Raw genomic sequence first — 26,730 nt, forward strand, 5'->3', positions numbered from 1 at the left:
AACCTATAATAGAAGAGGCTTTAGATAATAAAAAAACAAGATCCTAAATTATTAGAAAAGTGTTGTAATGTTATGGGTAAAGCCAGTCCTGAACACAAAGAAACTATCTACTGGTTTAATAAAGGATTAGAATATGTGCCAAACGGAGAATGTGCACTAAGTTTAATGAGGTACTATGAGTTGGTTATAAACGACGACGAAGCCTTAGTATTTTTTTGCGAAAACCATATTAAAAACATAGATTTAAATAACAATGTAGACCATACAGTATCGTGTTATAGATATTTAGGAAGAGCATATTTATCATTAAAAAACAAAGAAAAAGCTATAAACACTTACCAAAAATTATTTAATTTTATTAATGGTATAAATCAAAATTGGCGACTTGATTCTCCAATTAAAGATCTTGATCGATTTGTTAAAAAAAGAAACAGTTAGAAAAACACTTGAAAAATAAGGAACTTGAATACAACCACGTTATTGAAATATTAACTTGGTTTAAAAATCCAGATACAAAGACTGATTAATAAATAATATTATAAACAGAAATCTTTTTTACTTTTCATACAAAGTCAAATAAGTATTTTTAATCACATTTTTTTTACCAAAAATAAGGGACTTTAGACATTCTATTTTTGTCCCATAATTAAATCAGATTTTCAATATTAGCATTATTGTATCCTGAAACCACAGATTAAAGCCCTACAGAAAATCAATTTATATTTTTTAGATAAATCAAGAGATTCAGAATTAAAATAGCAATTATGGATGGATATAGTTACCATCCTCAAGTATACTTAATAAATCTTTATCATATTATAAATTCATGCCTTTATAATTTTTAATCTCCATCGGGTTTTTAAACGTTCTGAAAATTTAAATAAAATTTTGGCTTTAAAAAGGTTAAATACACCTTTTTAGCAACCTAAAGGCATGAATTTAATTACTAGTTTCTATTTTTTTTAGTTTACTAGAATTTTTTTAGTTGTAACAACACCTTGTTGTTCAATTCTAACAAAAAAGAACCCAGGATTTCCAAATAACGAACGATCTATTTTAAGATATTGCCCTTTAGTTTCTGTATAGTTAATGGTTACAAGGTACTAAATACAAAGGTTCGTATTTTTTTATAAAGATTATTTCTAAACTGAAACTTATAGAATTTTAATGCGCCACAAACAATACAGTTAACGTTAGCAAATATTTAAAAAAAAACGCCAATGAATCCCATCAAGCTAAATGACATCTTAAAATTAGAAAATCTCGAGAATGTAAAAATTCGATTTAATCTAATGTTTGGTGGAAATTGGAACCCAATCAAGATGTTTAAGAATAACGAAATGGACAATATTCTTGGCGGACATTATTGAATTATAACAAAATCAAATCCTATAAAAACGGACAAATTACATTCGAATTTATAAGGATAAAAAGTAATGAAAACCTCTGGCTTATATTTCATATTGGCAGAATAACAAAGGGGTTGAATATCCAAAACGGAATTGGCTACGAATACGAAACGCTGACTGAATACCAAAAATATTTTGGACGAATAATTGTAAGGTTTAAAAACAAATCTCAAAATATGGTAAGAAAAGCAACTTAGTATAACAGAAAAAAATCTCTGTTATAAAATTAAAATGAAAGAACTCGTAAACGGAATCTTAAAGACGAATTTTATCTGGACAAACTTTTAATAAAGTAGTACACGCTAAGCAATCTAAAAAAATGTAATAAATTTATACAACCAAATAATATTAAGCTTATCTTTATTTTTTTAAACATAAATTTTGTTAAATAAATTTTCAGCATAATTCAATTTTAACCTGCGCCATATTTCAGGACAAGATATTTAATAGCAAATGAATAAAAAAACTGCAAAAAATGAAAAATACAACTTATTTAATTGTTCTATTATTAATCGTAAGTATATTCAACTCTTGTGATTCAGATGATTTAGAATACCAAGACAAATTTGAAATCAGTCATAAAACTTGGTTAAATTTTAAAGAAAATTCCAACAATTCATACAAATACACTGTAACACTTGGTTCGTGGGTAGGATTCGTTTGGGAAACTACAATAATCGTTGAAAATGGAATTGTGACTCAAAGAGATTTTGAATACACGGTCACTGATGGTATATCAACTGACATTCAGCCAGACGAAATTCAATGGACAGAAACAGGTTCTGAAATAGGTTCTCACGAAAACGGAGCTGAACCAATTACAATAGATGAAGTTTATGATAAAGCTCAAAATGATTGGCTAATTGAAAGAAGTAATACTACAACTTACTTTGAAACCGAAAATAATGGAATGATTTCGACTTGTGGTTATGAAAATAATCAATGTGAGGACGATTGTTTTATTGGCATAAGGATTAAAGTTATAGAAACTTTATAAGATTAAGAGTTCAAAAAAATCAGAATTTGAACAACTCTGTGAATTTAAAATAAATATTGCCAACATATATACAAATAAAACTTCATAAAAAAAGCTACCAAATGGTAGCTTTTTTTATTCAAATTAAAAGTGAAAATTAATCTTATGCATTAACTGCAGATACTTTATCTAAAGCTTCTCCAATTAACGTCTCTCCTTTTAAAATTTCAAAAGTTGCTTGATTAGCAACATCATCATTTAATGTACTAACTAAAGTCTGTGCAACATCATTTCTGCTAATTTCGCCTTGTGTATCTAATTTTTGATTTAGCTGTATCTTATTGGTTAACTCACCATTAGTTAAAGATCCTGGTCTAACAATACTATAGTTTAGTCCAGAGGATTTTAAATACTCATCTGCATTATGTTTAGCTTTTAAATACTCTTGTAATTGCTCCGCTTTTTCAGGTTGGTCTGCTCCCATTGAACTTAACATTACAAACTTTTTAACGTTATTCTTTTTAGATGCATCAACCATTCGCTTTGCGCCTTCTTGATCTACTTCAACTACTTTTTTTCCTCCAGATCCTGCTGCAAATAAAACCTTATCTATCGTTTTATTATTAAATACATGAGATATATCTTCTTCTAAATCACCTAAAACAGTATCTATTTGCTTAGCCTCAAAAAAAGCTTTTTGCTCTTCTTTTCTAACCATTGCAATTGGGTTAAAATATTGAGATTGATTTAAAAGATTTACTATTTTTTTCCTGTGGTACCATTGGCACCTGCTACTAATATATTTTCCATGCTTCAAGTTAATCAACACATTAAGTAACACCAAATTACAGCACTTGGTTTAACTATAGTTTAGTATAAGACAAGGTGAAAACACCATATTTACTAATATTTTTAACAATTCTATGCTATAAATTAAAGCTAAACTACTAGTAAGCTTTGTATATTGTGACTTCAATTATTAGTACATGAAAACTAAATTACACATATTTAAGATTGTAGCTAAAACGTTAAGTTTTACTAAAGCTGCTGAACAATTATTTATATCGCAACCTGCAGTTTCAAAATCTATTAGAAATCTTGAAGAAGAATATAAAACAACCTTATTTGTAAGAAAACGAAACTCGATTGAACTAACCACAGAAGGGCAATCCTTTTTATTATATGTCAATAAAATATTAGCCATTTATAATCAAATGGACACTCAGTTTTTACATAAAAACGACTCTTTCCCAGAACACTTTAGCTTTGGTGTTAGCACTACAGTATCTAATTACATTATACCTAAAGTTATTTCAAAATTTAGACAACAATATCCAAAAACTAAATTTGAAATAATTAGTAATAACTCTGAGACTATTGAAGACTTAATTTTAAACGAAGACCTAGATTTTGGTATAACAGAAGGTAATAAATCTAATCCTAAACTACATTACGATAAGTTTATTAAAGATGAAATTGTACTGGTGACTAATAGTAGTAATCCTGCTTTTAAAAATGGAAGCATTGATACACAAACCTTACAAAGTCTACCAATGATAGTTCGTGAAAACGGATCTGGTACTAAAGATATTATTGATCAGTTTTTATTAAAACATAACATTAAGTCCCTAAATACTGTTGTAACACTTAATAGTACAGAGTCTATTAAAAACTACTTGTACCATTCTGATCATTACGCCTTAATATCTGTACACGCAGTAAGTAAGGACTTAGTTAACAATCAATTAAAAATTATTGATATAAAAAACCTATCCATACAAAGATGGTTTTACTTTGTTAAACGCACTGGTTTTCAATCTAATATGCTTGACTATTTTGAGACTTTTATCACCAATAACTATAACCTATAGTTATACTAAATAACAAATTAATACTCTTATTAGTTATTTGTTAAGTTTACTTTTGTATTGCATTAATTTTGTAATATGAAATCTAAACTATCTAAAATCCTATACCTTGTTATTGTAATAACTATTGCTTTAGGTTACATAAATAGCACTTCAGCATTGTTGTTAGGTTTTGGATTTACATTACTTTTTGATAACCCTTTTAAAACTTACAGTCATAAAGTTATTAGTTATTTGCTAAAACTATCTATAATTGGTTTAGGTTTTGGTATGCTTTTTAAAGACACATTACAAACTACAAAACAAGGGTTTGGATTAACAGTGTTTTCAATTGTATTAACAGTTACTTTTGGTGTTTTATTAGCTAAAGCTTTAAAAATGGATTTAAAACTGGGGCATTTAATTACCTCTGGAACGTCTATTTGTGGTGGTAGTGCAATTGCTGCAATAGCACCAATTATTAAGGCTAAAAGTAGTGTTATTAGTATTGCTTTAGGGATTGTGTTTTTATTAAATTCGGTTGCCTTATTTGTATTTCCTGCCTTAGGTCATGTTTTCAACCTTACTCAAGAGCAATTTGGGTTATGGTGTGCTGTTGCTATACATGACACCAGCTCTGTTGTTGGAGCTGCATTAACCTATGGAGATCAAGCTTTAAAAATTGCAACTACAGTTAAATTATCTAGAACATTGTGGATTATTCCCTTATCCATTTTCACGATGTTTTACTTTAAAACTAAAGGCGAAAAAATTAAAATACCATACTTTATTATTCTTTTTGTGATTGCTATAATTATTAATAGCTACCAACTATTACCTCAAAACATTACTCTAAGTATTGTTACTATTGCCAAACGTCTTTTGGTCTTAACATTATTTATTGTTGGATCTACTTTATACATCAAGGACTTAAAAGCTTTGGGAAGTAAACCTGTACTTTTAGCAGTTAGTTTATGGATTTTTATATCTGTATTTTCATTAATGTATATTTTAAATTAAAACAATAGCTTCAGTTATAAACTTAAAGCTATATATAAGCTGTTATACTTCAAATTGGCAATTTAATTTTCAATACTTTTGTTAGACCACAGGCTTATTTTCCGCTTGACGGTAAAAAAATATAAAACTTTTAAATAGTCTATAATGAATTTTAAATTTGGTTTATTCCTATTCCTTTTTGGTTTTAACTGCTTTGCAAATGATGGAGCGTATTACGCTTCCGGAAACCAATTAATACCTATTAACGAGACTGATGTTACAGTTACTAAAGAGGTTTTGACGCTTGTTAGAAAAGTTGTGGATGGAGAAACTTATGTATATGTCACTGTAGATTATACTTTTTTTAATTCTAGTAAAAGCAAAGCTATTTTAGTAGGTTTTGAGGCGCCTTCACCTTTTGGAGACGTTAATGGTTATCCAAAAAATGGTGAACATCCATACATTTCAAATTTTGATGTGATCATGAATAACCAGTTTTTGAAACATAAAACTGCTATGGTTAATACTGATAATTATTACATTAATGGTGCAATTGATGCAAAATCTGAATCAGAAGTTATTGGTGAAGACTTTAATAGTAATAGTCCAGAGTTTTACTACGTATATTATTTTAATACTAATTTTAAACCAGGTATAAATACCATTAAACACACTTACCGTTTTAATATGTCAGGGTCAGTCTTAGAAAGATATAGTTTTGATTATATCTTAACAGCTGCCAATAGATGGGGAAATAATCAGATAGATGACTTTACTCTTAATATTGATATGGGAATCAACCAAGATTTTAATATTTCGAATACTTTTTTTGAAGATAAAAACGAATGGTATATTGAAGATGGTAGAGTATTTAATCATGTAAATGAATACAGTAAAGCAAAAGACACAAAGTTTATTACCAATAGTGGTAAGATTAGTTTTAAAAAGAAAAACTTTAAGCCTAAAGGCGAATTAAGTCTCTACTCTAGTGCTACCTATATGAAAGATTATTATGATGTATTTGATTATACCAAGCATAATTTACCCTATAGTATTAAATTTTATAAAGAAGAAAATAACACGTGTACAAAATCTATTGATGAAGATTCCTATAAAATATTAAGAAACTTACCCTTTGCCATAAAAGGTTATGTTTTTAAAACAAAAGTGATTCAAGATTACTACTTAACACAAAGTTGGTATAAACCTAACCCTAATTATGTTGCTAAACTAGAAACCTTAAGTAATCAAGTCATGGATTGGCTAACTGTAGTCAAGAGTAATACTTGGGAGTAAACGATATAATAACATATTATATTTTAAATTTAATACTCTAAAATTTTAACTTGATATTACCTGTAATCCATAAAACCAACTCGATAATTTTCAATACTTTTGTTAGACAACATTTTAAAATTTCCGCTTGACGGTAAAACAAAAATATATTTCATGAAAAACACAGCTTTAACAGCAACACACGAAGCACTTGGTGCAAAAATGGTCCCTTTTGCAGGTTACAATATGCCTGTACAATATGATGGTGTAAATATAGAACATGAAGCAGTTAGAAAAGACTGTGGTGTGTTTGATGTATCACACATGGGAGAATTTTTAATTTCTGGTCCTAAAGCTTTAGATTTAATACAAAGTGTAAGCAGTAATGATGCATCTAAGTTAACTATTGGCAAGGCACAATATGCTTGTTTACCAAATGATGATGGTGGAATTGTTGACGATTTAATTATTTATAAATTAAAAGAAGAACAGTATTTATTAGTTGTTAATGCTAGTAATATAGAAAAGGATTGGAACTGGATAAGCTCTAAAAATACAGTTGGTGCAGATATGCGTGATTTATCTGAAGACTACTCGTTATTAGCCATTCAAGGTCCAAATGCAGTTGAAAAAATGCAAGCTTTATCTAGTCATGATTTATCAGAAATTAAATTTTACAACTTTAAAGTTGGCGATTTTGCTGGTATTGACAATGTAATCATTTCTGCAACTGGATATACTGGAAGTGGTGGTTTTGAGATTTATTGTAAAAATGACGAAGTCAAACAAATTTGGGACAAAGTTACTGAAGCTGGTGCTAAACCAATTGGATTAGCTGCTAGAGATACCTTACGTTTAGAAATGGGATATTGCCTTTACGGAAATGACATTGATGATACAACATCACCTATTGAAGCTGGTTTAGGTTGGGTAACAAAATTTACTAAAACCTTTACTAATAGCGAAGCCTTAGAAGCACAAAAACGCAAAGGTGTAGATCGTAAATTAGTGGCTTTTGAGCTTGATGAGCGTGGTATACCAAGACAAGGTTATGATATTGTTGATGGTCAAGGTAAAACTATTGGTGTTGTAACCTCTGGTACTATGTCTCCTATGTTAGGTAAAGGGATTGGACTTGGTTATGTACCAACGGTATTTGCAGATGTAAACAGTAAAATTAATATTCAAATACGTAAAAAAGCAGTGGCTGCAACTGTTGTAAAACTTCCATTTTACAAGGCGTAAATACTTTATGCAAGATTTTAATACAATTATAAACAACATCCATAACAACTTAAAAGACAACGTTGTTAAGGGTGTTGTTGCTTCTTATATTCCAGAGTTATCCAAACAAGATGTCAATCAGTTTGGTATTTTTATTCAGCACATGAACGGTCAAAGTTTTAGTGTTGGTGATGCCGAAGTGCCTTTTTCAATACAAAGTATTTCTAAAGTATTATCCTTATCTAAAGCCATAGCTTTTGAAAGTAATGACATTTGGAAACGTGTAGATGTAGAACCGTCTGGAAACCCATTTAACCACCTATCTTTATTAGAGCTAGAAAACGGAATTCCTAGAAATCCGTTAATAAATGCTGGTGCAATTGTAATTGCAGACATATTATGTAGTCAGTTTAAAAACCCAAAGCAAGAGTTTTTACAGTATGTTAGAACTATTGCAAACGACCAATCTATTGACTATAATTTAAAAGTTGCAGCTTCAGAAAAAGAAACAGGTTTTAATAACTTGGCAGCTGCCAATTTATTAAAGTCTTTTGGTAATCTTAATAACGATGTTGATGTTGTTATGGATTTTTATTTTCATCAGTGTGCTTTAGAGATGACATGTTCTCAAGTAGCTAAAGCCTTTTATGTGTTTGCTAATAAAGGACGTTGTGTTAATAATAAACAACACATTTCAAGTAGTCAAGCCAAACGTATTAATGCTATCATGTTAACTTGTGGTTTTTATGACGAGTCTGGTGAGTTTGCTTTTGAGGTTGGTTTACCTGGTAAGAGTGGTGTTGGTGGTGGTATTGTTGCCTTACTGCCTAATCAATACGTTATAACGACTTGGGCTCCTGGTTTAAACGCCAAAGGAAACTCATTAATAGGCATGCAAGCTTTAGAACAATTTACTACTCAAACCAATTTATCCATTTTCTAAACGTTATATCTTATAATGAAAGGGATAAATAACAAACATCGTATTCTAATTTTAGGGGCTAGTGGCTTTTTAGGACAAGCTTTATATAAAGAGCTTTGTGGCTATTTCAATACCTACGGAACCTATTTTGTAGACAATTATGCGTTTAGTAAAAACCAGCATTATTTTCAATATAATATAGAAGAAGACGATATTTTTGAAATCCTTGACACTGTAAAACCTACCATAATTATTTCGGCATTACGTGGTAATTTTTCGGCTCAAATTATAGCACATCATCATCTTACAGAATATCTAATTGCTAACGATAGTAAGCTTATATTTTTATCCTCTGCCAATGTGTTTGATGCTTACAGCAAGTTTCCTAGCTATGAGGATGACAAAACCTTAAGTCATAGCATGTATGGTCATTTTAAAATTAAAATAGAAAACATGTTGTTGCGTCTACCAAAACAACATTATGCCATCATTAGACTACCAATGGTATTTGGTGCATACTCACCTAGAGTAGAAGAAATAAAGTTTTTTTTAAAAGAAAAACAGCCTATAGAAGTCTTTCCAAACCTGATAATGAATGTGACTACAGATAGTAAAGTCACCCAACAAATACACTACATAATTAATCAAAATAAATCTGGAATCTTCCATTTAGGAAGTGAAGATTTAGTGCATCATGACGATTTTTTTAAAGAAATTTTAAACTCACTTGGTGTTAGCAAACCCAACTTTAAGCAAGTGTTTACAACCAATAACAACCGTTATCTTGCTGTATTATCAAGTAAAAATAAACTTCCAGACCATTTACAATTAGTAAGTCAAGATATTTTAACAGATTTAGAAGTATAAATTTCTTATTTTTAAATAAAAAATTTATGACTGCACTTACTAAATTAGAAATTGAACAACGTTTACTTAGACTTCCTGAGTGGGAATATTATGATAATGCGATTCATGCTGAATTTGAATTCGAAAATTTTAAAGATTGTTTTAGTGCCATGAGTCGTATTGCTTTTGAGTGCGAAGCATTAAACCATCATCCAGAATGGACCAACGAGTATAATGTCTTAAAAATAACATTAACAACACATGATGCTGGAAGTGTTACTGATAAAGATTTTAAATTAGCATTAGCAATAGAGCATATTGTTGAAGAGGATGAAGATTAAAACAATAAATGCCCTAAATGTATAAACCCCTACTCCTACTTATTACCTTATTTTTTAATGTCTCTATAGCACAAAACGACTCTATTTTTTGTCAACAATTAGTTGCTGTAAAACAGTTAGTGACAGACAACCATTACCAACCTAAAGTTATTAATGACAGCCTATCACAAGCTGTTTTTGATTTGTTTATCACTAATTTAGATAGTGATAAAGATTTCTTTTTACAATCAGATATCAAACAATTTAAAAACCAACAACTACAATTAGACGAGTATTTAAATGCTGATAATTGCTTATTTATAGACTCTTTTAAAACGGTATTAGCACAACGCATAAAAGACACCAAAGCAATCCTAGAGTCATTAAACACCAAAACACTAGATTATTCTGGAGGTTTAGTATGGCAATACGTTCCAGAAAAAGAGTATACCTATGCTAAAAACTTAGATACTTTAGCTTTAAATATTGAAAAAGTTGTTGCTTTAAAAGTGCTAAAAGATGTATTAAATACTAATCAAGACATTCAATATATAAAAGACAATTTTGAAATCCTAGAAGCTAAATCTAGATTAGACATTGTAAAAAACCAACTGTGTGTCTTAGAAGAATTTACTACTAATAGTGGTGGTTTAGATAGATATGTAAAAGACGCATTTATAAATGCCTTTTTACAATATCATGATCCGCATTCTGTATTTTTTAATCCAACCGAAAAGTTAATATATGAAGGAGAACTATCTAGTAACCAATTGTCCTTTGGTATTACTACCGAAAAAAATAAAGAAGGTCAAATCACAATAGCACAAATTACTCCAGGAAGTGCTGCTTTTATAAACGGAAACTTTGAGGTGGATGATATCATAATATCCTTAACTGCAAACGGTACAACCTTCAACACTTTATGCGTATCTAATGACGCCATAAAAGCATTTAGTAATAAAGAAGGCCATAAAACTATTGCTTTTACTATAAAAAAGAAAAACGGAACCATACAAACCATAAGCATTACTAAAACTAAAATTAAAGTCGAAGACAATGCTATTAGAGGCTATTTAATTGGTTCTGATCAAGATTTAGGGTACATAAAAATACCAAGTTTTTATACTAATGACGAATCATTAAATGGTCGTGGTGTATCCTCTGATTTTGCAAAAGAATTATACAAACTACAAAAACAACAAATTCAAGGTTTACTTATAGATCTGCGTTTTAATGGTGGTGGATCTATGCAAGAAGCAATCGAGTTAATAGGCATGCTTATAGATCGTGGACCTGTCACAATTATTGAAACCAATCAAAAAGAGACTTACACCATTAGAGATGTTAAACGTGGGACATTTTTTAATAAACCAATAGTTGTACTAGTTAATTCTTATAGCGCTTCTGCGTCAGAGTTTTTTGCATCTGCAATGCAAGATTATAATCGCGCATTAATTGTTGGATCTACAACTCATGGTAAATCTAGTGCACAAGGTATACTTCCGCTTGATATTGAAAAAAACTTAGGGTTTTGCAAAATTACCATGGAAACCTTTTATCGCGTTACAGGACAAAGTCACCAATCCATAGGTATAATACCAGATATTAAATTACCTTCTATCTATGACAATCTAAATAGTCAAGAGCAATACTATAATTATGCACTAAAAAACCATAGTGTAACGCCAACACTAAAACATAATCCTTTAGCAAAACCTAATTATGATTATGTTATTAGTACTAACAAACAACGCTTAAAGTCTGACTCTACCTTTACCAAAATAGCTAATAGTAACCTAAAACTAAAACAAAGCATATATAATAAAGGTGAAAAATACACACTTACAATTGATAATGTTTTTAAAAATCAAAACAACAAAAAGGCTTTATACAATCAAATTTTTACAGAGCAAACTAAGCAAGCATTAATAGCTATTAACAACACAAGATCTACACAACAATTATTAGATAAAAATCCAGATGACAATCGTTTAAATCAAGACGTCATCCTACAATTATCTAAAGATGTTTATATTGCAGAAAGCTATAATATTTTAAAGGATTTAATTAAAATCAGTCAATAAGTAATCAATTTTAAAATTATTCAAACCGACTGCATCAAAAAATTAAAGTTTTTTTAAATTTGTAACTATTAAAAATTTAACTATTTAGTTTTCGCTGTAGCGGAAATTTAAAAACATATATAACATGGGAAGAGCTTTCGAATTTAGAAAAGCACGTAAAATGAAACGTTGGTCTGCTATGAGTAAGGCCTTTACACGTATTGGTAAAGATATTGTAATGGCTGTAAAAGAAGGTGGACCAGATCCAGCTAGTAACTCGCGTTTACGTGCAGTTATACAAAATGCCAAAGCAGTAAACATGCCTAAAGATAATGTGCAACGTGCCATTAAAAAAGCTAGCGAAAAAGGACAAGGTGACTACAAGGAAGTTATTTTTGAAGGTTATGCTCCTCATGGTATTGCTGTTTTAGTTGAGACTGCAACAGATAATAATACCAGAACAGTAGCTAACGTACGTAGTTATTTTAATAAATGTGATGGTAGCTTAGGGACGTCAGGATCTGTAGTTTTTATGTTTGACCACACTTGTAACTTTAGAGTTAATGCAGAAGGTTTAGATCCAGAAGAATTAGAATTAGAATTTATAGATTTTGGAGCAGAAGAAGTTTTTGCTGATGATGACGGAATTTTAATCTACGCACCTTTTGAAAGCTTTGGAGCTATTCAAGCAGAATTAGAAAGTCGTGAAATAGAAATATTATCTTCAGGTTTCGAGCGCATACCACAAGTCACTAAAGGATTAACAGCTGAGCAAGCTGCTGACGTAGAAAAACTATTAGAAAAGTTAGAAGAAGATGATGATGTACAAAACGTCTATCATACAATGGAAGAAACTGAAGATTAGTCTATTCCAATAGTATAAATAAAAAAGCGACCAATGGTCGCTTTTTTATTTTCTATCAATTTAAAATTAAAGTTACAGTTCAAGTATTTGTGCTGCATGATCTTTAGTTTTTACTTTATCAATAACATGTGCTACTACTCCATTTTCATCTACTAAAAATGTTTTTCTATGGATGCCATCATATTCCTTACCCATAAACTTTTTTAAACCCCAAACACCAAAAGCATTAATAACTTCTTTGTCTTCATCGGCTAATAATGGAAACGGAAAACTGTATTTATTTCTAAAATTAGTTTGCCTTTTTTCAGAGTCTGCACTTACACCTAAAATTTCGTAACCTTTATCTTGCAAAGCAGTATAATTATCTGTCAAATTACAAGCTTCAGCAGTACAACCAGGTGTACTCGCTTTTGGGTAAAAGAAAACCACTAGTTTTTTTCCTTTATAATCCGATAAAGATACTGGGTTTCCATCCTGATCATTTACTGTAAAATTAGGTACTTTATCACCTTGTTTTAATGTGTTCATAGTTGTAATTTTGGTTTTATTCAAAAATACAACTAATGACTAAGCAAGAAAAGGTAGAATTTGTTATAAATACGTTAAAAAAGTTATATCCAGAGATACCTATTCCATTGGATCATAAAGACCCTTATACTCTGCTAGTAGCTGTATTATTATCTGCTCAATGTACAGATGTTAGGGTTAACCAAATCACACCATTATTATTTGCAAAAGCAGATAATCCTTATGATATGATTAAAATGAGTGTTGATGAAATTAAAGACATTATCAGACCTTGTGGTTTATCTCCAATGAAAAGTAAAGGTATTTATGGCTTATCTAAGATGTTAGTTGAAGATTATAACGGAGTTGTACCTGAATCTTTTGAAGCTTTAGAATCTTTTCCTGCTGTAGGTCATAAAACTGCAAGCGTAGTTATGAGTCAAGCTTTTGGTGTACCTGCCTTTCCTGTGGACACGCACATACATAGATTAATGTATCGTTGGAATTTAACTAACGGAAAAAGCGTACAACAAACTGAAAAAGATGCTAAACGATTATTTCCTAGAGAACTATGGAATGACTTACATCTTCAAATCATATGGTATGGTCGCGAATATTCGCCTGCAAGAGGTTGGGATTTGGATAAAGATATTATAACCAAAACTATTGGTCGTGCATCTGTTTTAAAAGAATATGCAAAAAAATAATGAGTTTCTTTAAATACAAACTATTTTTAACCTAACTCATATAATTAAAAAAACGTCCTGGAGCAATTTTCAGGACGTTTTTAAAATTTAGTTTTGAAGTGCTTCAAACTTCAAATTTTTATAATTTATAACACTTAAAGCCTTGGAGTAATTTAAAATAAAACTAATCGTTTCATTTTTAGGATTTAATTTAAAATCCTGGTTTTTTGGGGTATTAGATTCTTCAGAGTAAATTTTCGCCATATATCTTTAGTTTTGTTCTTAAAAGATAACGACAAAAAAATAACTTTATTGCACTTTTAGTTAGTCAAAACAATATTATGCTTATCAATAACCTTTCTCATGTTTATTAAAGCATAACGCATACGTCCTAAAGCAGTATTAATACTAACTCCTGTGCGTTCTGATATTTCTTTAAAACTCATATCATTATACATACGCATCATTAAAACTTCTTTTTGATCCTCTGGTAGCTCATCAATTAAACGTCTAACATCAGCTTCAACTTGTTCTTTAATAATCACTTTTTCTGCATTAAGTGCATTATCACTAATGACTGAAAAAATATTAAACTCGCCAGAGTTATCAAATTTAGGCATTCTACTATTTTTTCTAAAATGATCAATCACCAAGTTATGTGCAATACGCATAACCCATGGTAAAAACTTACCTTCTTCGTTATATTTTCCTCGTTTTAAAGTTCGGATAACCTTAATAAAAGTATCCTGAAAGACATCTTCAGCAACATCTCTGTCGTAAACTTTTGAGTAAATAAAACTATAAATACGTTGTTTATGTTTTGTAATTAGCACTTCTAAAGCAGATTCCTCTCCTTTAATATAGTTACTAACAAGAATAGCATCTGTAATTGTGTCTTTTCGCATAATCATTACTTTTAGGCACCAAAAAAGTGTTCTGGTTGGGGTTTAAAAATTTAAAAGTAATGTTATTGTATAGGCAAAAAGGTTTTGTTAGGATTTGATATGCTCCAAATATAACAACAATCATTCCGAAAAAACAAAATTAAATTAAACTTTTAACATTTTATTGCACAATAATCTGTTTTAAAAGGAGCGTAACTTATGTTATCTTTGCATTCTTACAGGCTAAATTAACTATGAGCACTATACTTTCTGAAGTAAATCCAAAAGAAAATATTATTATCAAAGGTGCAAAATTGCACAACCTTAAAAATATAGATGTTGTTATACCACGTCGTAAATTAGTGGTCATAACTGGATTATCAGGTTCTGGAAAATCTAGTTTAGCTTTTGACACATTGTATGCTGAAGGTCAACGTCGTTATGTAGAAAGCTTAAGCAGTTATGCAAGACAATTTTTAGGTAGATTAAACAAACCAAAAGTAGATTATATTAAAGGTATTGCTCCTGCAATTGCAATCGAGCAAAAAGTAAACAGCACCAACCCTAGATCAACAGTTGGTACAACCACCGAAATTTACGACTATTTAAAACTGTTATTTGCCAGAGTTGGACGTACCTACTCTCCTATTTCTGGTCAAGAAGTAAAAAAAGACACTGTAACAGACGTAATAAATTACATAAAAACTTTAGAGTTAAATCAAAAACTTTTATTGTTAGCTCCTTTATTATTAGAGGAAGGTCGTGAATTACAAGACAAGTTAAAAGCATTAAATGCTCAAGGGTATGCAAGACTAAAAGTTAAAGATAAAGTTGTGCGTATTGATGATGCTAAAGATTTAACGTCTACAGAAGGCGTATTTTTGGTTGTTGACAGGATTGTAACTAAAGATGATGATGACTTTTACAACCGTTTAGCAGACGCTATACAAACTGCGTTTTTTGAAGGTAAAGGAAATTGTTATATCGAAACCTTAGCAGATCAAACTTTACGTCATTTTAGTAATAAATTTGAATTAGATGGGCTTCAATTTTTAGAACCAAACGTTCATTTATTCAGCTTTAATAATCCTTATGGAGCTTGTCCAAAATGTGAAGGATATGGAGATGTTATTGGTATTGATGAAGAATTAGTTATACCAAACACTGCCTTATCAATATACGAAAACGCTATTTACCCTTGGCGTGGAGACAGTATGAGTTGGTATAAAGACCAACTGGTTAACAACTCTCATAAATTTAATTTTCCTATACACAAACCTTATTTTGAATTAACCGAAGCTCATAAAAATCTTATTTGGGATGGTAATAAACACTTTGAAGGCCTTAATAGCTTTTTTGCTGAGTTAGAAAGCAAAGCTTATAAAATTCAAAACAGAGTAATGTTATCGCGTTACAGAGGTAAAACGCAGTGTAAAGTATGTCATGGCAAACGCTTAAGACCAGAATCTAATTTTATAAAAATTGGAGATAAAACACTTACAGATTTAGTCGAACTTCCTTTAAACAAGTTATCCGTATTTTTTGAAAACTTAAAATTAAATGAATACGATACTAAAATTGCAGAACGATTATTAGTCGAAATTAAAAACAGACTAAAATTTTTACATAATGTAGGTTTAGATTATTTAACCTTAAACCGAAAGTCAAATACCTTGTCTGGTGGAGAAAGTCAACGTATCAATCTAGCAACCTCTTTAGGAAGTAGCTTGGTTGGATCCATGTATATTCTGGACGAACCCAGTATTGGTTTACATCCAAAAGATACCGAACGTTTAATACTAGTATTAAAACAATTACGTGATTTAGGTAATACTGTAATTGTGGTAGAGCATGATGAAGACATCATGAAAGAAGCCGATCAAATTATAGATATTGGCCCAGAGGCAGGTACATTAGGAGGTGAGGTTGTCGCAGTCGGAACTTTTAAAGACATTTTAAAATCTAAATCTTTAACAGCACAATATTTAAACGAATCTCTTCAAATTGAAGTCCCTAAAACTAGACGTACTAGTAAATATAGTATTGATGTTATTGGAGCAAGAGAAAACAACCTGAAAAATATTGACGTATCGTTTCCTTTAGAGATGTTAACCGTAATTACTGGTGTATCTGGAAGTGGAAAAAGTACTTTGGTTAAAAAAATATTATATCCTGCTATTCAAAAGCATTTAACTGGTGTTAGTGATAAAGCTGGACAGTTTTCTGAACTTCAAGGTAACTTTGTTAATATTAAAAATATCGAGTTTATTGACCAAAACCCAATTGGTAGATCCTCAAGATCTAATCCTGTTACTTACGTCAAAGCCTATGATGATATTAGAGCACTATATAGCAAACAAAAGTTAAGTCAAATACGCAATTATGCAGCCAAACATTTTAGCTTTAATGTGGATGGTGGACGTTGCGAAACCTGTAAAGGTGAAGGTGTTGTTACTATTGAAATGCAATTTATGGCTGATGTCCATTTAGAATGCGAAACCTGTAAAGGTAAGCGCTTTAAAAAGGAAGTTTTAGAAGTCACCTTTGCCGATAAAAACATTGACGACATTTTAAATCTAACTATCGATGATGCTATTGCATTTTTTGATAAAAACGGAGTAACTAAAATCAAAAACAAGCTACAACCTTTACAAGATGTTGGTTTAGGTTATGTTGCTTTAGGACAAAGTAGTTCTACCTTATCTGGTGGAGAAGCACAACGTATAAAATTAGCAACCTTTTTAGGTAAAGGAAATACAAAAGATAAAGCATTATTTATTTTTGACGAACCTACAACTGGTCTACATTTTCATGATATTCAGAAGCTATTAAAATCGTTTTATGCTTTAATTGCTAAAGGACATTCAATTATTGTGGTGGAGCATAATTTAGATTTAATAAAATGTGCTGATCATATTATTGATTTAGGTCCTGAAGGAGGTGAAAATGGTGGTCATTTAGTTGCTTTTGGTACACCAGAAGAAGTTGTTATAGAAAAAGCAAGTTTAACTGCCCAATACTTAAAAGAGAAATTATAAGTTATAAATCTTGATACAATGTTTCGGCTTGAAACAGTCTTAAGATTGTTGTTAGTCAATTTCAAATTAGCTGACAAATGTATTTATTCCGTTATTTAATTTCGGTTTAACCGAAAAAAACACTTTTAAAATAAGCTGAAAAGCATAGTAAAATCAATACTTAACAAGTTTGGCACAGCTATTGAAACTAAATAGTCAATATAGCGAATGCCGAAACGCTTGATAAGTAGGCAAAATCTAAATCCTTTTTACTATGAAAAAATTAGTACTATTATTTACAGGTTTGTTAATGGGATTAACAACCGTTACAGCAGAAACTAAGTCTGCATCGCAAGGTGAAGATTTAGTACAAAACAGAAATTATTACACACAACCTATTTCTTTTATTGAACGTGGTGTTGAGTTTTTATTATTTAATGACGGAACTTTTGATTTTAACACACAGTTATCACAAACTCAAGGTGACATTTATTACAAACAAAGCACTAATAAAAGACGTACTTTAAACACTACTTATGGTGCTCCTGGAACACAATATTTTAACCCAAAAGACAATGGTGTTATTATCACACATGATAGAGACGGTAAAGTTAGACGTGTTGGTAATGTGTTTTTAAATTATAACAGAAGCGGACAAATTAAAAGATTAGGATCGGTTTACATAAGTTATAACCGTCAAGGTTTAGTTAGTCAAATTGGTGGCATGCGTTTACAATACAATAGGTTTGGTCAATTGGTAAGAACTGTAGGTCAAATAAACAGATACAATAATAACTATAACTCCACTCCTATTGTTAACCAAACTAATAATGGTCATTATGAATATAACCAAAATAACAATGACAACTATTATTATAAGCAAGAACAAAAGAAAATTGTAACAGAAACTAGAAAAAGATAATACCCTTTTTACATTTTAAATATGAAAAACCCATAAACAAGATTTATGGGTTTTGTTGTTTTAAAAAGTCACAACCTTCATAACCCCTTGATATTGTTACTGTTTTGTATTTTGGCACGATGCTTGTAATTAGTTAATTGTTCAATCTTAAAACAATTAGTTATGAAACATTTATTCCTTTTATTATCAGCTTTATTCCTTAGTGGATTTACTGTTAATGCAGACACTAACAACACAGTAGATAATGGTATTATTAATAACTCTTATGTAAGAGGGTATGGTAATCAATTTATATTTCAAGAAGCAGGTATCGAGTTTTCGGTTTATGCAGATGGTCAGTTTGACTTTTATATGCCTAATTATGGTCCTAAAGTTAATGTAAACATCAACACTAGAAACACTAGTATTAGCTTTAACACTGGTTATGATTATGGTGCTTATGTACAGTATGACGAATATGGAGCTGTTATACAAGTTGAAAACACACCTGTTTATTATGATTATTACGGTCGTGTTACGCAAGTTGGAAATGTTAACATAAACTATAACAACAGAGGTTATGTGACACGTGTTGGAGGATTATATGTTCATTACAACCGTTATAACAGATACTCACATTGTACTGGATTTATAAACATTTACAACAGAGCCTATGTTTATAGACCATGGCACAACTACTATATCTTACCTACTGTACATTATAGAGTATTATATACAACACCATATAGACAAAACTACAGACCTGTTAGATACAGATATGATAGACCATATTTAAATAATAGTAGACGTAGAACAGCTGTTGCTAACAGAAGAGGAAATACCATCTCTAGAAACAGAGCTTTAGCCTCTAGAACAAATGGAAGAACTCCAAGAGCAACAAATACAACTAGATCAAGAAACAATGCTGTTTCAACACCTAGAACAAGAAGAAACCAAACAGTTACTACAAGAACTAGAGGTAGCCAGTCTGCAACTTCTACTCCTAGAACCAGAAACAATAGAGTTACGACTAGTACACCAAGAACAAGAACAAATAAAACGGTAAACTCTAAACCTAGAACTAATAACACTAGAACAAATACACCTAGGAATAGAACAAAATCATCGGTTGCTAAGCCAAGAACAAGAAGTACAAGTAGAGCTAAATCAACTACAAGAAGCACAAGATCTAGAAGATAAAAATAAACACATTTGAATAGTCAAAAAATCCTATTATAGATTGTTAATCAAACAATCTAAGTAGGATTTTTTTATGGGATAAAACGGTTGAAAATAGCCAAGATGTCTTTAGATAAATTGAATTTTAAAACCGAAAATCCATATAAAACTATCAGTATTATAGTTTTTAAAACAATATTAAGTATTGGATTAAAACTAAATTCCCAAAAATACAGTGCTAATCCACAAACAGCTATTAAAACTAAAGTTTTTAAAGTTGAAATTGTAAAGGGTTGAATCTTAAACTTACTATACACAAACAGCAGTTTAACCATGTTGTACAATACAATAGTAATACCGCTTGCGTAAGCTGCTCCGTTTAATCCAAACGACGGAATAAACATATAATTTAATAATACTGTCAAAATTGCTAACATGACTCCAAAAACCAACACCATTCTATAATAGTCACTATTAAAAAGTATAGCGTTGTTATTTCCTGTTAAACTATCAGACAGTTTAGCTAATCCAATTATTAAAACCACCATAAAGCCTTCACTATAATTATCAGGAATTAATAAATACAGTTGATTAATATTTATGATGATACACAAAAAAATAAACCCACTAATGATAAACAAGTTAATGGAGCTTTTTTGATACAAAGTATTTAAACCAATCTTATCCTTATCATTTAGTAATTTAGCAGTAATTGGATGCGTTATTAAATGCATAGCTCTTGAAGGCACACCAATAACAGCTGCAATATAAATAGCTACACCATAATACGCTACATTTGTAATAGCTTCAAACTGACCAAGCATAAACTTATCAATTTCTAAGACTATATTTGCCACAGAGCCTGCAATTATTATTAAAGCAGAATATTTTAAAACCGATTTTAAATTTGGAATCTTAACTAACTTTAAAACAGGAAGTCTCAAGCTAAACGCATACAATTTCATTATTAAAGTTCTTAAAATATAAACTAAAACAATACTGTATATTAATTGATCTACAGTTAGATATTTATAATGCAATAGCAACAATAAAACCATAATGCACACTCTATGAAACACCTCTTTCATAAAGTTTCCAAAAACACTTTGCATTTGCACTCTACTCCAAGCATAAAACACCTCAAAATAAGCAAACATAACAGCACAAACATATATTAGCCATGTGTAATCTTTGATGATGCTATTTTTTTTAGATAACCAATTTGCGATGTAATCATAACCAAAATGTGTCACAATTCCTGCAGGAATTACTACTGCTAAAGGTAAGACTAACATTAAGGTTAAAAAGCTATTTTGAGATTGTCTGGTCTTAAATGAAGAATAAAATTTGACAATAGTATTATGAACACCAAAAGCCATTAAAGGCATTAAAATATTTGCTGTAGATAATATAAAAGTTATTAATCCAAAATAGGCTTCACTTAAAAACTGAGTGTATAAAAAAATGACATTAATAGCTCCAACACCAAATCCAATGTATGTAATTATAGTATTTTTGATGGATTGATTAACAACTATTCCCATAAGGTAGTGGTGGATTAAAAACTAAATTAACAAGGGTTAATTAAACTCGCTAATTTTTTGGTTAATTGTTGTCTTGAATAGCGTTGCAATCCGATAGGATTGGTTGACAAATTACTATTTTTATAAGCTTCAAAATGATTTTTTATAGTTTGTTTTAAAGCCTCATATTCTTGATAATTAAAAAACACTCCAGTGTTTGTTTCTTTAATAATTGAAGCCACATCTGCACCTTTTGGACCAATTGCAATAATCGGTCTGTTAGCAACCATGTATTCAAATATTTTTCCTGGTATGATTGCTTTTGTATCTTCACTATCTATTTCAATCAACAATAATAACTGGGATTTTTTCTGATATTCAACCGCTTCAATATGAGATAAATAACCAACATTACTTAAACTATTAGTTAAATCAAAAAAAGCGATAGATTGAAGTACTTCTTCACCAACTGAGCCTACTAAATTTAACTGAAACTGATTTGCAAAATCTTGATCTTCCTGTTTTAAATCTTGTAGTACTTTCCATAAAACTTCAGGATTTCTCTTAGACAATAAAGACCCAATATGCGATAAAGTAAACTTTTTATCTAACTGACTTACAACAACTTTCTCTTTGTCATAACCATTAGTTATGACAGAAATTGGCTGATTAGTTATCTGTTCAAACTCCGTTTTAGTACTTGGACTAGTTACAATAATCTGGTTGGCACTATTTAGTACTTTTCGCTCTAAATTTTTATGCTTTTTAGCAGATGTTTTAGTCAGTTTTAATTGCTTATGGTAACCTATACTTGTCCAAGGATCTCTAAAATCTGCTATCCATTTGACGTCTAATTTTTGCTGTAATTGCAAACCAATTAAATGCAAACTATGTGGTGGACCACTAGTAATAATTGTATCAATATTAAAATCTAAAATGTAAGTAGATAAATAATTGACTGAAGGCTTAACCCAATTTTTTCTAGCATCAGGTATAAAAAAATTACCTCTAACAAATAACATCAAACGCTCAATTAAGCTTTGTTTATTTTTTTCGGCAATAATCCCTTTACTAATTGTTTTGCTTTTTTAGAAAACAATTGTGCAAGCTTATAAGGCTCTTTAATAGGTTGTTTTAAAATAGTTATACTTGGATCAACTTCTGACTGTAAAGTCTGGTCTAAAATAGGGTAATTAGCATTAGAAGGACAATACACAATTGGCTCAATATTAAACTCTGGCAAATACTTTACAAATTTTAACCAACGCTGTACTCCTGGTCCTCCTGCTGGTGGCCAATAATATGTAATTATAAGTACCTTTTTTTATCCATGATATAACGCTTTCGCGGAAATTAAGCCAAGTATGATTAAGCGTTTTCCTTGTTACGAAAACTTTTAAATCCTAAAAATAAACCACCTAATACAAGCAATCCAAATATTACCGAACTTGCTAATGCAATAGTACTACCTGTTTCAACCACCTTTGGCTCAAACTTAAATTCTATTGTGTGGTTTCCTTTTGGTACTTCCAAACCTCTTAAAGCATAATTAACCTTATAATGTGGCTGTAATTGACCATCGATATAAGCATTCCATCCATTACCATAGTACATTTCTGAAAACACAGCAAAACCATCGTTAGTATTATCAGATTGATATTTTATGTAGTTTGGTTTATACGTTGCAACTTTAATTGATGCTAACGAGTCCGTTTTAAATATCTTAGGTAAGTTAACACTTTTAATTTGCTCTCTTGAATAAATGGCTGTTTCCTTACTTTTTAATGTATCTAATGCTAATATTTCATCAGTAGGACTAGCAACTTCTTTTAAGTTTTGCACAAACCAAGCATTACCATTAGCATCATTATTAACATACGGAAATGGCTGGTTGTTTTCGGCTTGACCGATAATATATTTTGCATTAAGCATACTTAACACGTTTATATTATTTTTAGAGATATAAAACTCGTATAAATCTTGATATCGTTTTGGTTTTGCAGCATGATAACCACCTAATGCATTATGGAAATAACTAGCTTTTGCTCCTCCTGAAGTAATATCAAACACACGGAAGTTGTCTGTATCCTTAAGGATTTCTAGATCTGCACCATTGGCTTGATATGGACGTTCCATTTTTAGTTTAGACACAAAATCTTCGTTGTTAACATAACGTCTGTCAACACCAACAAGATCTATAACAATTAATAAAGCCATAATGACTACAACTTTGGTTTCGTTTAGTTTTTTATTCAAAAAGAAATAAATAACTGCTGCTGCTAGTAAAACAAACACTAAAGTCCTTAGAGTGTCATTAGTAAAAAAACTTGCTCTGTCTTCTTTTAAAGCATCCAAAAAGGCTTGACCGTAACTGGCTCTTATTTGTCCATCAGATCCTCCAACAAAATTTATAAGTCCTGCAAATTTTGCTACTAAAAATAAAACTGCTAAACCTGCTGTTGTATAAACGGTATATTTTAAAGCTTTTAATTTTTCTTCGGTTTTTACAACTTCATTAAATAATCTAACTAATGCAAAAACAGCTAAAACAGGAATACACAACTCTAGAATAACCTGAATAGAACTCACTGCTCTAAACTTATTATAAAATGGTACAAAATCTATAAAAAAGTTGGTTAAAAACTCTAAATTTTTACCGTATGATAGTAATAATGATAAAACCGTTCCGCCAGCAAGCCACCATTTTAGACGTCCTTTGACTAAAAATAAACCAAGGACAAATAAAAATAGTACTACAGCACCAATATAGGCTGGAGCTTCAACTATAGTTTGGCTTCCCCAATATGTTGGTAAGCCTTTAGCATAATCTCTAGCTTGAACAGGTGGCACACCTTGCGATACAAAATAATCATACATCGCAGAATCTTTTCCGACGTCTTCTCCACTTCCTCCTCCTAAAAATCTTGGTACAAATAAATTAAAGGTTTCTAGTTTACCATAACTGTATTCTGTGATGTAGTCTTTACTTAACCCGTTTGTGATTTCTTTTTTAGAACCATCAGCATTAATAGTAATCTCACTTTGCCCACGAGTACTTTCTTTAACATACTCCTGAGTGGCTAATATATTAGTAGCATTTAAACCTATTGCTAAAATTACAGCAACTAACAACACACCTACAGCTTTAAAAAAATGAGGGATTATTTTTTTACGATACGCGTCTACCAAATATGCAACACCTAACACTAAAACTAATAACATCAAATAATAGGTCATTTGATAATGGTTAGCAACTAACTCAAGACCCATAGCTACAGTCGTTAATAAAAATCCAGATATAAACTTACCTCTAAAGGTTAATACAATTCCGCTTAAAACTAAAGGCATATAAGCTATAGCGTGCGCTTTACTATTATGTCCAACACCTAATATTATAATAAGATAGGTAGAAAAACCAAATGCTAAAGCACCAAGACCTGCTAATTTCCAATCGACTTTTAACACCAAAAGCAAAACATAAAACCCTAAAAAGTACAAAAACAAATAATCTGCTGGCCTAGGTAAAAACCTTAAAGACAAGTCTAACTTTTTAATATAATTATGAGGATATTTTGCACCTAATTGGTAGGTTGGCATACCTCCAAAAGCACTATTAGTCCAGTAGGTTTCTTGACCGGTTTGGGCTTTAAAATCTTTTTGTTGTTTAGCCATTCCTGTGTAGTGAACAATATCACTTTGGTAAATGACTTTTCCTTGTAAAATAGGACTAAAATAAGTTAATGAGCAGATAATAAATCCTACCAAAATTAAAAGATGAGGCAAGATTTTTTTAAAAGAGAATTGCATAAATGATTTTAAAAACTGTGAGGTCGAAAATTACTCAATTTCTTCGTAATCTACATACTCACCAACATTTTTATTTGAAGATTTATTTTCAGGCATTTTATCTATCGTAATTTCGCCTTCTTTTTTTAGTGGTTCTTGTCTTTGTTGGTTAAAAGCACCACCAAAACGTTGTGTAGCTTTTTTAGCTGCATATTTAAAAAGCGCAGGAGCAAACAAACGAGATAAGATTTTTAAACCGTAATAAATTAATATAATTATAAGGATGGTTCTTAATAAACCCATGTTGTAATATTTAATAAGTAATCATTTCTTTAACAAAAATACAATTCTTCAGTTTTAAATTAAGTTTTAAATACATAAAAAAAATATAAAATCTTATATTTGACTTCAAACAAATATTTATGCTTAACCCAAAAATAGTATTCACTTATGTATTGCTATTAGCAAGTTTTACTGCTACTGCGCAATATACTGAAGTTATTAACTCTAACAGACCTGGTGTGTCAAGAAGCGCGTTTTCTGTTGGTAAAAATGTGGCTCAACTTGAAGTTGGTCCATACCTTGTTAAAGAAGAACACACACCTCTAAAAAATGAAGCTTCTGGTTTTGGTATTGATTTTGCTGCCAGATATGGTTTACTTTGGGAACAACTAGAACTAAACATAGAAGGAACGTATCAAAATGACACATTTACTGACAACAGATCTGTAAACACTCCTATTGAAACAGATCGCGCAAATTTTAGATATTTGACCCTTGGTGCTAAATACTTAGTGTATGATCCATACAAAAAACTAGGAGAAGAAAAACCAAATATTTTTAGTTATCATGCTAATCGCAAATTTAGATGGAGTAGCCTGATTCCAGCTGTTTCTGTTTATGTTGGAGCCAACTATGATGCAGACAACAACTCGTACGTGCCATATACCAATCCTTTGACACGACCTAATTATGAAGGTGGATTTTCGCCAAAAGTAATGATTGCAACACAACATAATTTTAATAGTGGCTGGGTTTTAGTTATGAATTTTGCTAAAGATAGAATAGGTACAGATTATTCAGATTTTCAATATATCTTAACACTAACAAAAGCCATCAACCAACAATGGGTCCTTTTTGGTGAAACTGAAGGTATTAAAAGCGACTACTATGCTGATAACCTTTTTAGATTTGGTGGAGCTTACTTATGGAATAAAGATTTTCAGTTAGATACTGCAGTTACTTTTAACACCAAGGATACACCTTCTGTATTTAGCGTTAACTTTGGAGCTTCTTATCGTTTAGACTTTCATAAAGACCCAGATACTAATATAGATAATGGTACTAATGTTTTAGAAGAATACGAACGTAAAGCGAACCGTAATAAGAAAAACAAGAATAAAGGTGATGATTCTGATACTCCTTCAGATTCTGGAAAACGTAAAAAAGAAACTAAGGAGATTGATTTTGATGACGAAAACTAACTAGGCCTTTTTTACCA

22 protein-coding genes and 2 pseudogenes are annotated in these 26,730 nt (G+C 30.5%); 16 read left to right on the forward strand and 8 right to left on the reverse strand.

The window, feature by feature from the left end; all coding sequences use genetic code 11:
* The first annotated feature begins 72 nt into the window (after positions 1-72).
* A complete protein-coding gene (locus AC0L4B_RS13645; protein WP_473437407.1) occupies positions 73-438 on the forward strand; it encodes a hypothetical protein in 366 nt (121 codons plus the stop codon).
* Positions 439-1,884: 1,446 nt separating this feature from the next.
* A complete protein-coding gene (locus AC0L4B_RS13650) occupies positions 1,885-2,406 on the forward strand; it encodes a hypothetical protein (RefSeq protein WP_473437408.1) in 522 nt (173 codons plus the stop codon).
* 142 nt (positions 2,407-2,548) lie between these two features.
* Here the strand turns inward: AC0L4B_RS13650 and AC0L4B_RS13655 are convergent.
* Positions 2,549-3,195: pseudogene (locus AC0L4B_RS13655) on the reverse strand (SDR family oxidoreductase).
* A gap of 176 nt (positions 3,196-3,371) precedes the next feature.
* On the opposite strand from AC0L4B_RS13655, the gene AC0L4B_RS13660 reads away from it, so the two are divergent.
* The 9 genes from AC0L4B_RS13660 to AC0L4B_RS13700 all read left to right on the forward strand — a co-directional run bounded on the left by AC0L4B_RS13660 (position 3,372) and on the right by AC0L4B_RS13700 (position 12,746).
* Complete coding sequence (locus AC0L4B_RS13660; protein WP_473437409.1) at positions 3,372-4,256, forward strand: LysR substrate-binding domain-containing protein; 885 nt, start codon at positions 3,372-3,374, stop codon at positions 4,254-4,256.
* Positions 4,257-4,331: 75 nt separating this feature from the next.
* Positions 4,332-5,252, forward strand: coding sequence for a YeiH family protein (locus tag AC0L4B_RS13665; protein ID WP_473437410.1), 921 nt, complete (start codon positions 4,332-4,334; stop codon positions 5,250-5,252).
* A 144-nt stretch (positions 5,253-5,396) separates the two neighbouring features.
* Positions 5,397-6,527, forward strand: a complete 1,131-nt coding sequence (locus tag AC0L4B_RS13670) for a YARHG domain-containing protein (RefSeq protein WP_473437411.1) — start codon at positions 5,397-5,399, stop codon at positions 6,525-6,527.
* A gap of 153 nt (positions 6,528-6,680) precedes the next feature.
* Positions 6,681-7,751 carry a glycine cleavage system aminomethyltransferase GcvT gene (gene gcvT / locus AC0L4B_RS13675; RefSeq protein WP_116822857.1) on the forward strand — a complete coding sequence of 357 codons (1,071 nt, stop codon included), beginning with the start codon at positions 6,681-6,683 and terminating at the stop codon, positions 7,749-7,751.
* A gap of 7 nt (positions 7,752-7,758) precedes the next feature.
* Entirely contained in the window at positions 7,759-8,673 is a 915-nt protein-coding gene (locus AC0L4B_RS13680) for a glutaminase (RefSeq protein WP_473437412.1), read from the forward strand.
* Positions 8,674-8,688: 15 nt separating this feature from the next.
* A complete protein-coding gene (locus tag AC0L4B_RS13685) occupies positions 8,689-9,519 on the forward strand; it encodes a sugar nucleotide-binding protein (RefSeq protein WP_473437413.1) in 831 nt (276 codons plus the stop codon).
* A gap of 26 nt (positions 9,520-9,545) precedes the next feature.
* Positions 9,546-9,839 (forward strand): 4a-hydroxytetrahydrobiopterin dehydratase, encoded by a 294-nt coding sequence (locus tag AC0L4B_RS13690; RefSeq protein ID WP_054851113.1) that lies wholly within the window; start codon positions 9,546-9,548, stop codon positions 9,837-9,839.
* A gap of 17 nt (positions 9,840-9,856) precedes the next feature.
* On the forward strand, positions 9,857-11,902 hold the full coding sequence (locus tag AC0L4B_RS13695; protein ID WP_473437414.1) for a S41 family peptidase: 2,046 nt from the start codon (positions 9,857-9,859) through the stop codon (positions 11,900-11,902).
* Positions 11,903-12,026: 124 nt separating this feature from the next.
* Positions 12,027-12,746 (forward strand): YebC/PmpR family DNA-binding transcriptional regulator, encoded by a 720-nt coding sequence (locus AC0L4B_RS13700; protein WP_473437415.1) that lies wholly within the window; start codon positions 12,027-12,029, stop codon positions 12,744-12,746.
* A 72-nt stretch (positions 12,747-12,818) separates the two neighbouring features.
* Here the strand turns inward: AC0L4B_RS13700 and bcp are convergent, their stop codons facing one another.
* Entirely contained in the window at positions 12,819-13,274 is a 456-nt protein-coding gene (bcp, locus tag AC0L4B_RS13705) for a thioredoxin-dependent thiol peroxidase (protein WP_473437416.1), read from the reverse strand.
* Between the two features lie 35 nt (positions 13,275-13,309).
* On the opposite strand from bcp, the gene AC0L4B_RS13710 reads away from it, so the two are divergent.
* Positions 13,310-13,960, forward strand: coding sequence for an endonuclease III domain-containing protein (locus tag AC0L4B_RS13710; RefSeq protein ID WP_473437417.1), 651 nt, complete (start codon positions 13,310-13,312; stop codon positions 13,958-13,960).
* Positions 13,961-14,047: 87 nt separating this feature from the next.
* Here AC0L4B_RS13710 and AC0L4B_RS13715 read toward each other — a convergent pair whose 3' ends face one another.
* Together AC0L4B_RS13715 and AC0L4B_RS13720 are read right to left on the reverse strand one after the other, a co-directional pair.
* Positions 14,048-14,203, reverse strand: a complete 156-nt coding sequence (locus AC0L4B_RS13715; RefSeq protein WP_473437418.1) for a hypothetical protein — start codon at positions 14,201-14,203, stop codon at positions 14,048-14,050.
* Positions 14,204-14,259: 56 nt separating this feature from the next.
* Positions 14,260-14,844 (reverse strand): RNA polymerase sigma factor, encoded by a 585-nt coding sequence (locus tag AC0L4B_RS13720; protein ID WP_289044354.1) that lies wholly within the window; start codon positions 14,842-14,844, stop codon positions 14,260-14,262.
* 233 nt (positions 14,845-15,077) lie between these two features.
* Here AC0L4B_RS13720 and uvrA point away from each other — a divergent pair, with 233 nt between their 5' ends.
* From uvrA to AC0L4B_RS13735, 3 genes are all read left to right on the forward strand, one after another.
* Positions 15,078-17,861 carry an excinuclease ABC subunit UvrA gene (gene uvrA / locus AC0L4B_RS13725; RefSeq protein ID WP_473437419.1) on the forward strand — a complete coding sequence of 928 codons (2,784 nt, stop codon included), beginning with the start codon at positions 15,078-15,080 and terminating at the stop codon, positions 17,859-17,861.
* Between the two features lie 253 nt (positions 17,862-18,114).
* On the forward strand, positions 18,115-18,762 hold the full coding sequence (locus AC0L4B_RS13730; RefSeq protein ID WP_473437420.1) for a hypothetical protein: 648 nt from the start codon (positions 18,115-18,117) through the stop codon (positions 18,760-18,762).
* Positions 18,763-18,924: 162 nt separating this feature from the next.
* The gene (locus tag AC0L4B_RS13735) at positions 18,925-19,941 is read left to right on the forward strand and encodes a hypothetical protein (protein ID WP_473437421.1); all 1,017 of its coding nucleotides are present in this window, start codon (positions 18,925-18,927) and stop codon (positions 19,939-19,941) included.
* 71 nt (positions 19,942-20,012) lie between these two features.
* Here AC0L4B_RS13735 and AC0L4B_RS13740 read toward each other — a convergent pair whose 3' ends face one another.
* The 4 genes and pseudogenes from AC0L4B_RS13740 to AC0L4B_RS13755 form a co-directional block, all read right to left on the reverse strand.
* Complete coding sequence (locus tag AC0L4B_RS13740) at positions 20,013-21,464, reverse strand: lipopolysaccharide biosynthesis protein (protein WP_473437422.1); 1,452 nt, start codon at positions 21,462-21,464, stop codon at positions 20,013-20,015.
* A 26-nt stretch (positions 21,465-21,490) separates the two neighbouring features.
* Positions 21,491-22,755: pseudogene (locus AC0L4B_RS13745) on the reverse strand (glycosyltransferase family 4 protein).
* A gap of 56 nt (positions 22,756-22,811) precedes the next feature.
* On the reverse strand, positions 22,812-25,250 hold the full coding sequence (locus AC0L4B_RS13750) for a YfhO family protein (protein ID WP_473437423.1): 2,439 nt from the start codon (positions 25,248-25,250) through the stop codon (positions 22,812-22,814).
* A 30-nt stretch (positions 25,251-25,280) separates the two neighbouring features.
* Positions 25,281-25,532: a DUF4834 family protein gene (locus AC0L4B_RS13755; RefSeq protein ID WP_028290847.1), complete on the reverse strand. Its 252-nt coding sequence runs from the start codon at positions 25,530-25,532 to the stop codon at positions 25,281-25,283.
* A 119-nt stretch (positions 25,533-25,651) separates the two neighbouring features.
* On the opposite strand from AC0L4B_RS13755, the gene AC0L4B_RS13760 reads away from it, so the two are divergent.
* The gene (locus AC0L4B_RS13760; protein WP_473437424.1) at positions 25,652-26,713 is read left to right on the forward strand and encodes a transporter; all 1,062 of its coding nucleotides are present in this window, start codon (positions 25,652-25,654) and stop codon (positions 26,711-26,713) included.
* Positions 26,714-26,730: the final 17 nt, after the last annotated feature.

The organism is Olleya sp. NP1-10, assembly GCF_055804415.1.

Excerpts from the sequence above, each read along its gene's own strand:
- AC0L4B_RS13645 (WP_473437407.1), top strand. The coding sequence starts at position 73 with ATGGGTAAAGCCAGTCCTGAACACAAAGAAACTATCTACTGGTTTAAT.
- AC0L4B_RS13650 (WP_473437408.1), top strand. The coding sequence starts at position 1,885 with ATGAAAAATACAACTTATTTAATTGTTCTATTATTAATCGTAAGTATA.
- AC0L4B_RS13660 (WP_473437409.1), top strand. The coding sequence starts at position 3,372 with ATGAAAACTAAATTACACATATTTAAGATTGTAGCTAAAACGTTAAGT.
- AC0L4B_RS13665 (WP_473437410.1), top strand. The coding sequence starts at position 4,332 with ATGAAATCTAAACTATCTAAAATCCTATACCTTGTTATTGTAATAACT.
- AC0L4B_RS13670 (WP_473437411.1), top strand. The coding sequence starts at position 5,397 with ATGAATTTTAAATTTGGTTTATTCCTATTCCTTTTTGGTTTTAACTGC.
- gcvT (WP_116822857.1), top strand. The coding sequence starts at position 6,681 with ATGAAAAACACAGCTTTAACAGCAACACACGAAGCACTTGGTGCAAAA.
- AC0L4B_RS13680 (WP_473437412.1), top strand. The coding sequence starts at position 7,759 with ATGCAAGATTTTAATACAATTATAAACAACATCCATAACAACTTAAAA.
- AC0L4B_RS13685 (WP_473437413.1), top strand. The coding sequence starts at position 8,689 with ATGAAAGGGATAAATAACAAACATCGTATTCTAATTTTAGGGGCTAGT.
- AC0L4B_RS13690 (WP_054851113.1), top strand. The coding sequence starts at position 9,546 with ATGACTGCACTTACTAAATTAGAAATTGAACAACGTTTACTTAGACTT.
- AC0L4B_RS13695 (WP_473437414.1), top strand. The coding sequence starts at position 9,857 with ATGTATAAACCCCTACTCCTACTTATTACCTTATTTTTTAATGTCTCT.
- AC0L4B_RS13700 (WP_473437415.1), top strand. The coding sequence starts at position 12,027 with ATGGGAAGAGCTTTCGAATTTAGAAAAGCACGTAAAATGAAACGTTGG.
- bcp (WP_473437416.1), bottom strand. The coding sequence starts at position 13,274 with ATGAACACATTAAAACAAGGTGATAAAGTACCTAATTTTACAGTAAAT.
- AC0L4B_RS13710 (WP_473437417.1), top strand. The coding sequence starts at position 13,310 with ATGACTAAGCAAGAAAAGGTAGAATTTGTTATAAATACGTTAAAAAAG.
- AC0L4B_RS13715 (WP_473437418.1), bottom strand. The coding sequence starts at position 14,203 with ATGGCGAAAATTTACTCTGAAGAATCTAATACCCCAAAAAACCAGGAT.
- AC0L4B_RS13720 (WP_289044354.1), bottom strand. The coding sequence starts at position 14,844 with ATGCGAAAAGACACAATTACAGATGCTATTCTTGTTAGTAACTATATT.
- uvrA (WP_473437419.1), top strand. The coding sequence starts at position 15,078 with ATGAGCACTATACTTTCTGAAGTAAATCCAAAAGAAAATATTATTATC.
- AC0L4B_RS13730 (WP_473437420.1), top strand. The coding sequence starts at position 18,115 with ATGAAAAAATTAGTACTATTATTTACAGGTTTGTTAATGGGATTAACA.
- AC0L4B_RS13735 (WP_473437421.1), top strand. The coding sequence starts at position 18,925 with ATGAAACATTTATTCCTTTTATTATCAGCTTTATTCCTTAGTGGATTT.
- AC0L4B_RS13740 (WP_473437422.1), bottom strand. The coding sequence starts at position 21,464 with ATGGGAATAGTTGTTAATCAATCCATCAAAAATACTATAATTACATAC.
- AC0L4B_RS13750 (WP_473437423.1), bottom strand. The coding sequence starts at position 25,250 with ATGCAATTCTCTTTTAAAAAAATCTTGCCTCATCTTTTAATTTTGGTA.
- AC0L4B_RS13755 (WP_028290847.1), bottom strand. The coding sequence starts at position 25,532 with ATGGGTTTATTAAGAACCATCCTTATAATTATATTAATTTATTACGGT.
- AC0L4B_RS13760 (WP_473437424.1), top strand. The coding sequence starts at position 25,652 with ATGCTTAACCCAAAAATAGTATTCACTTATGTATTGCTATTAGCAAGT.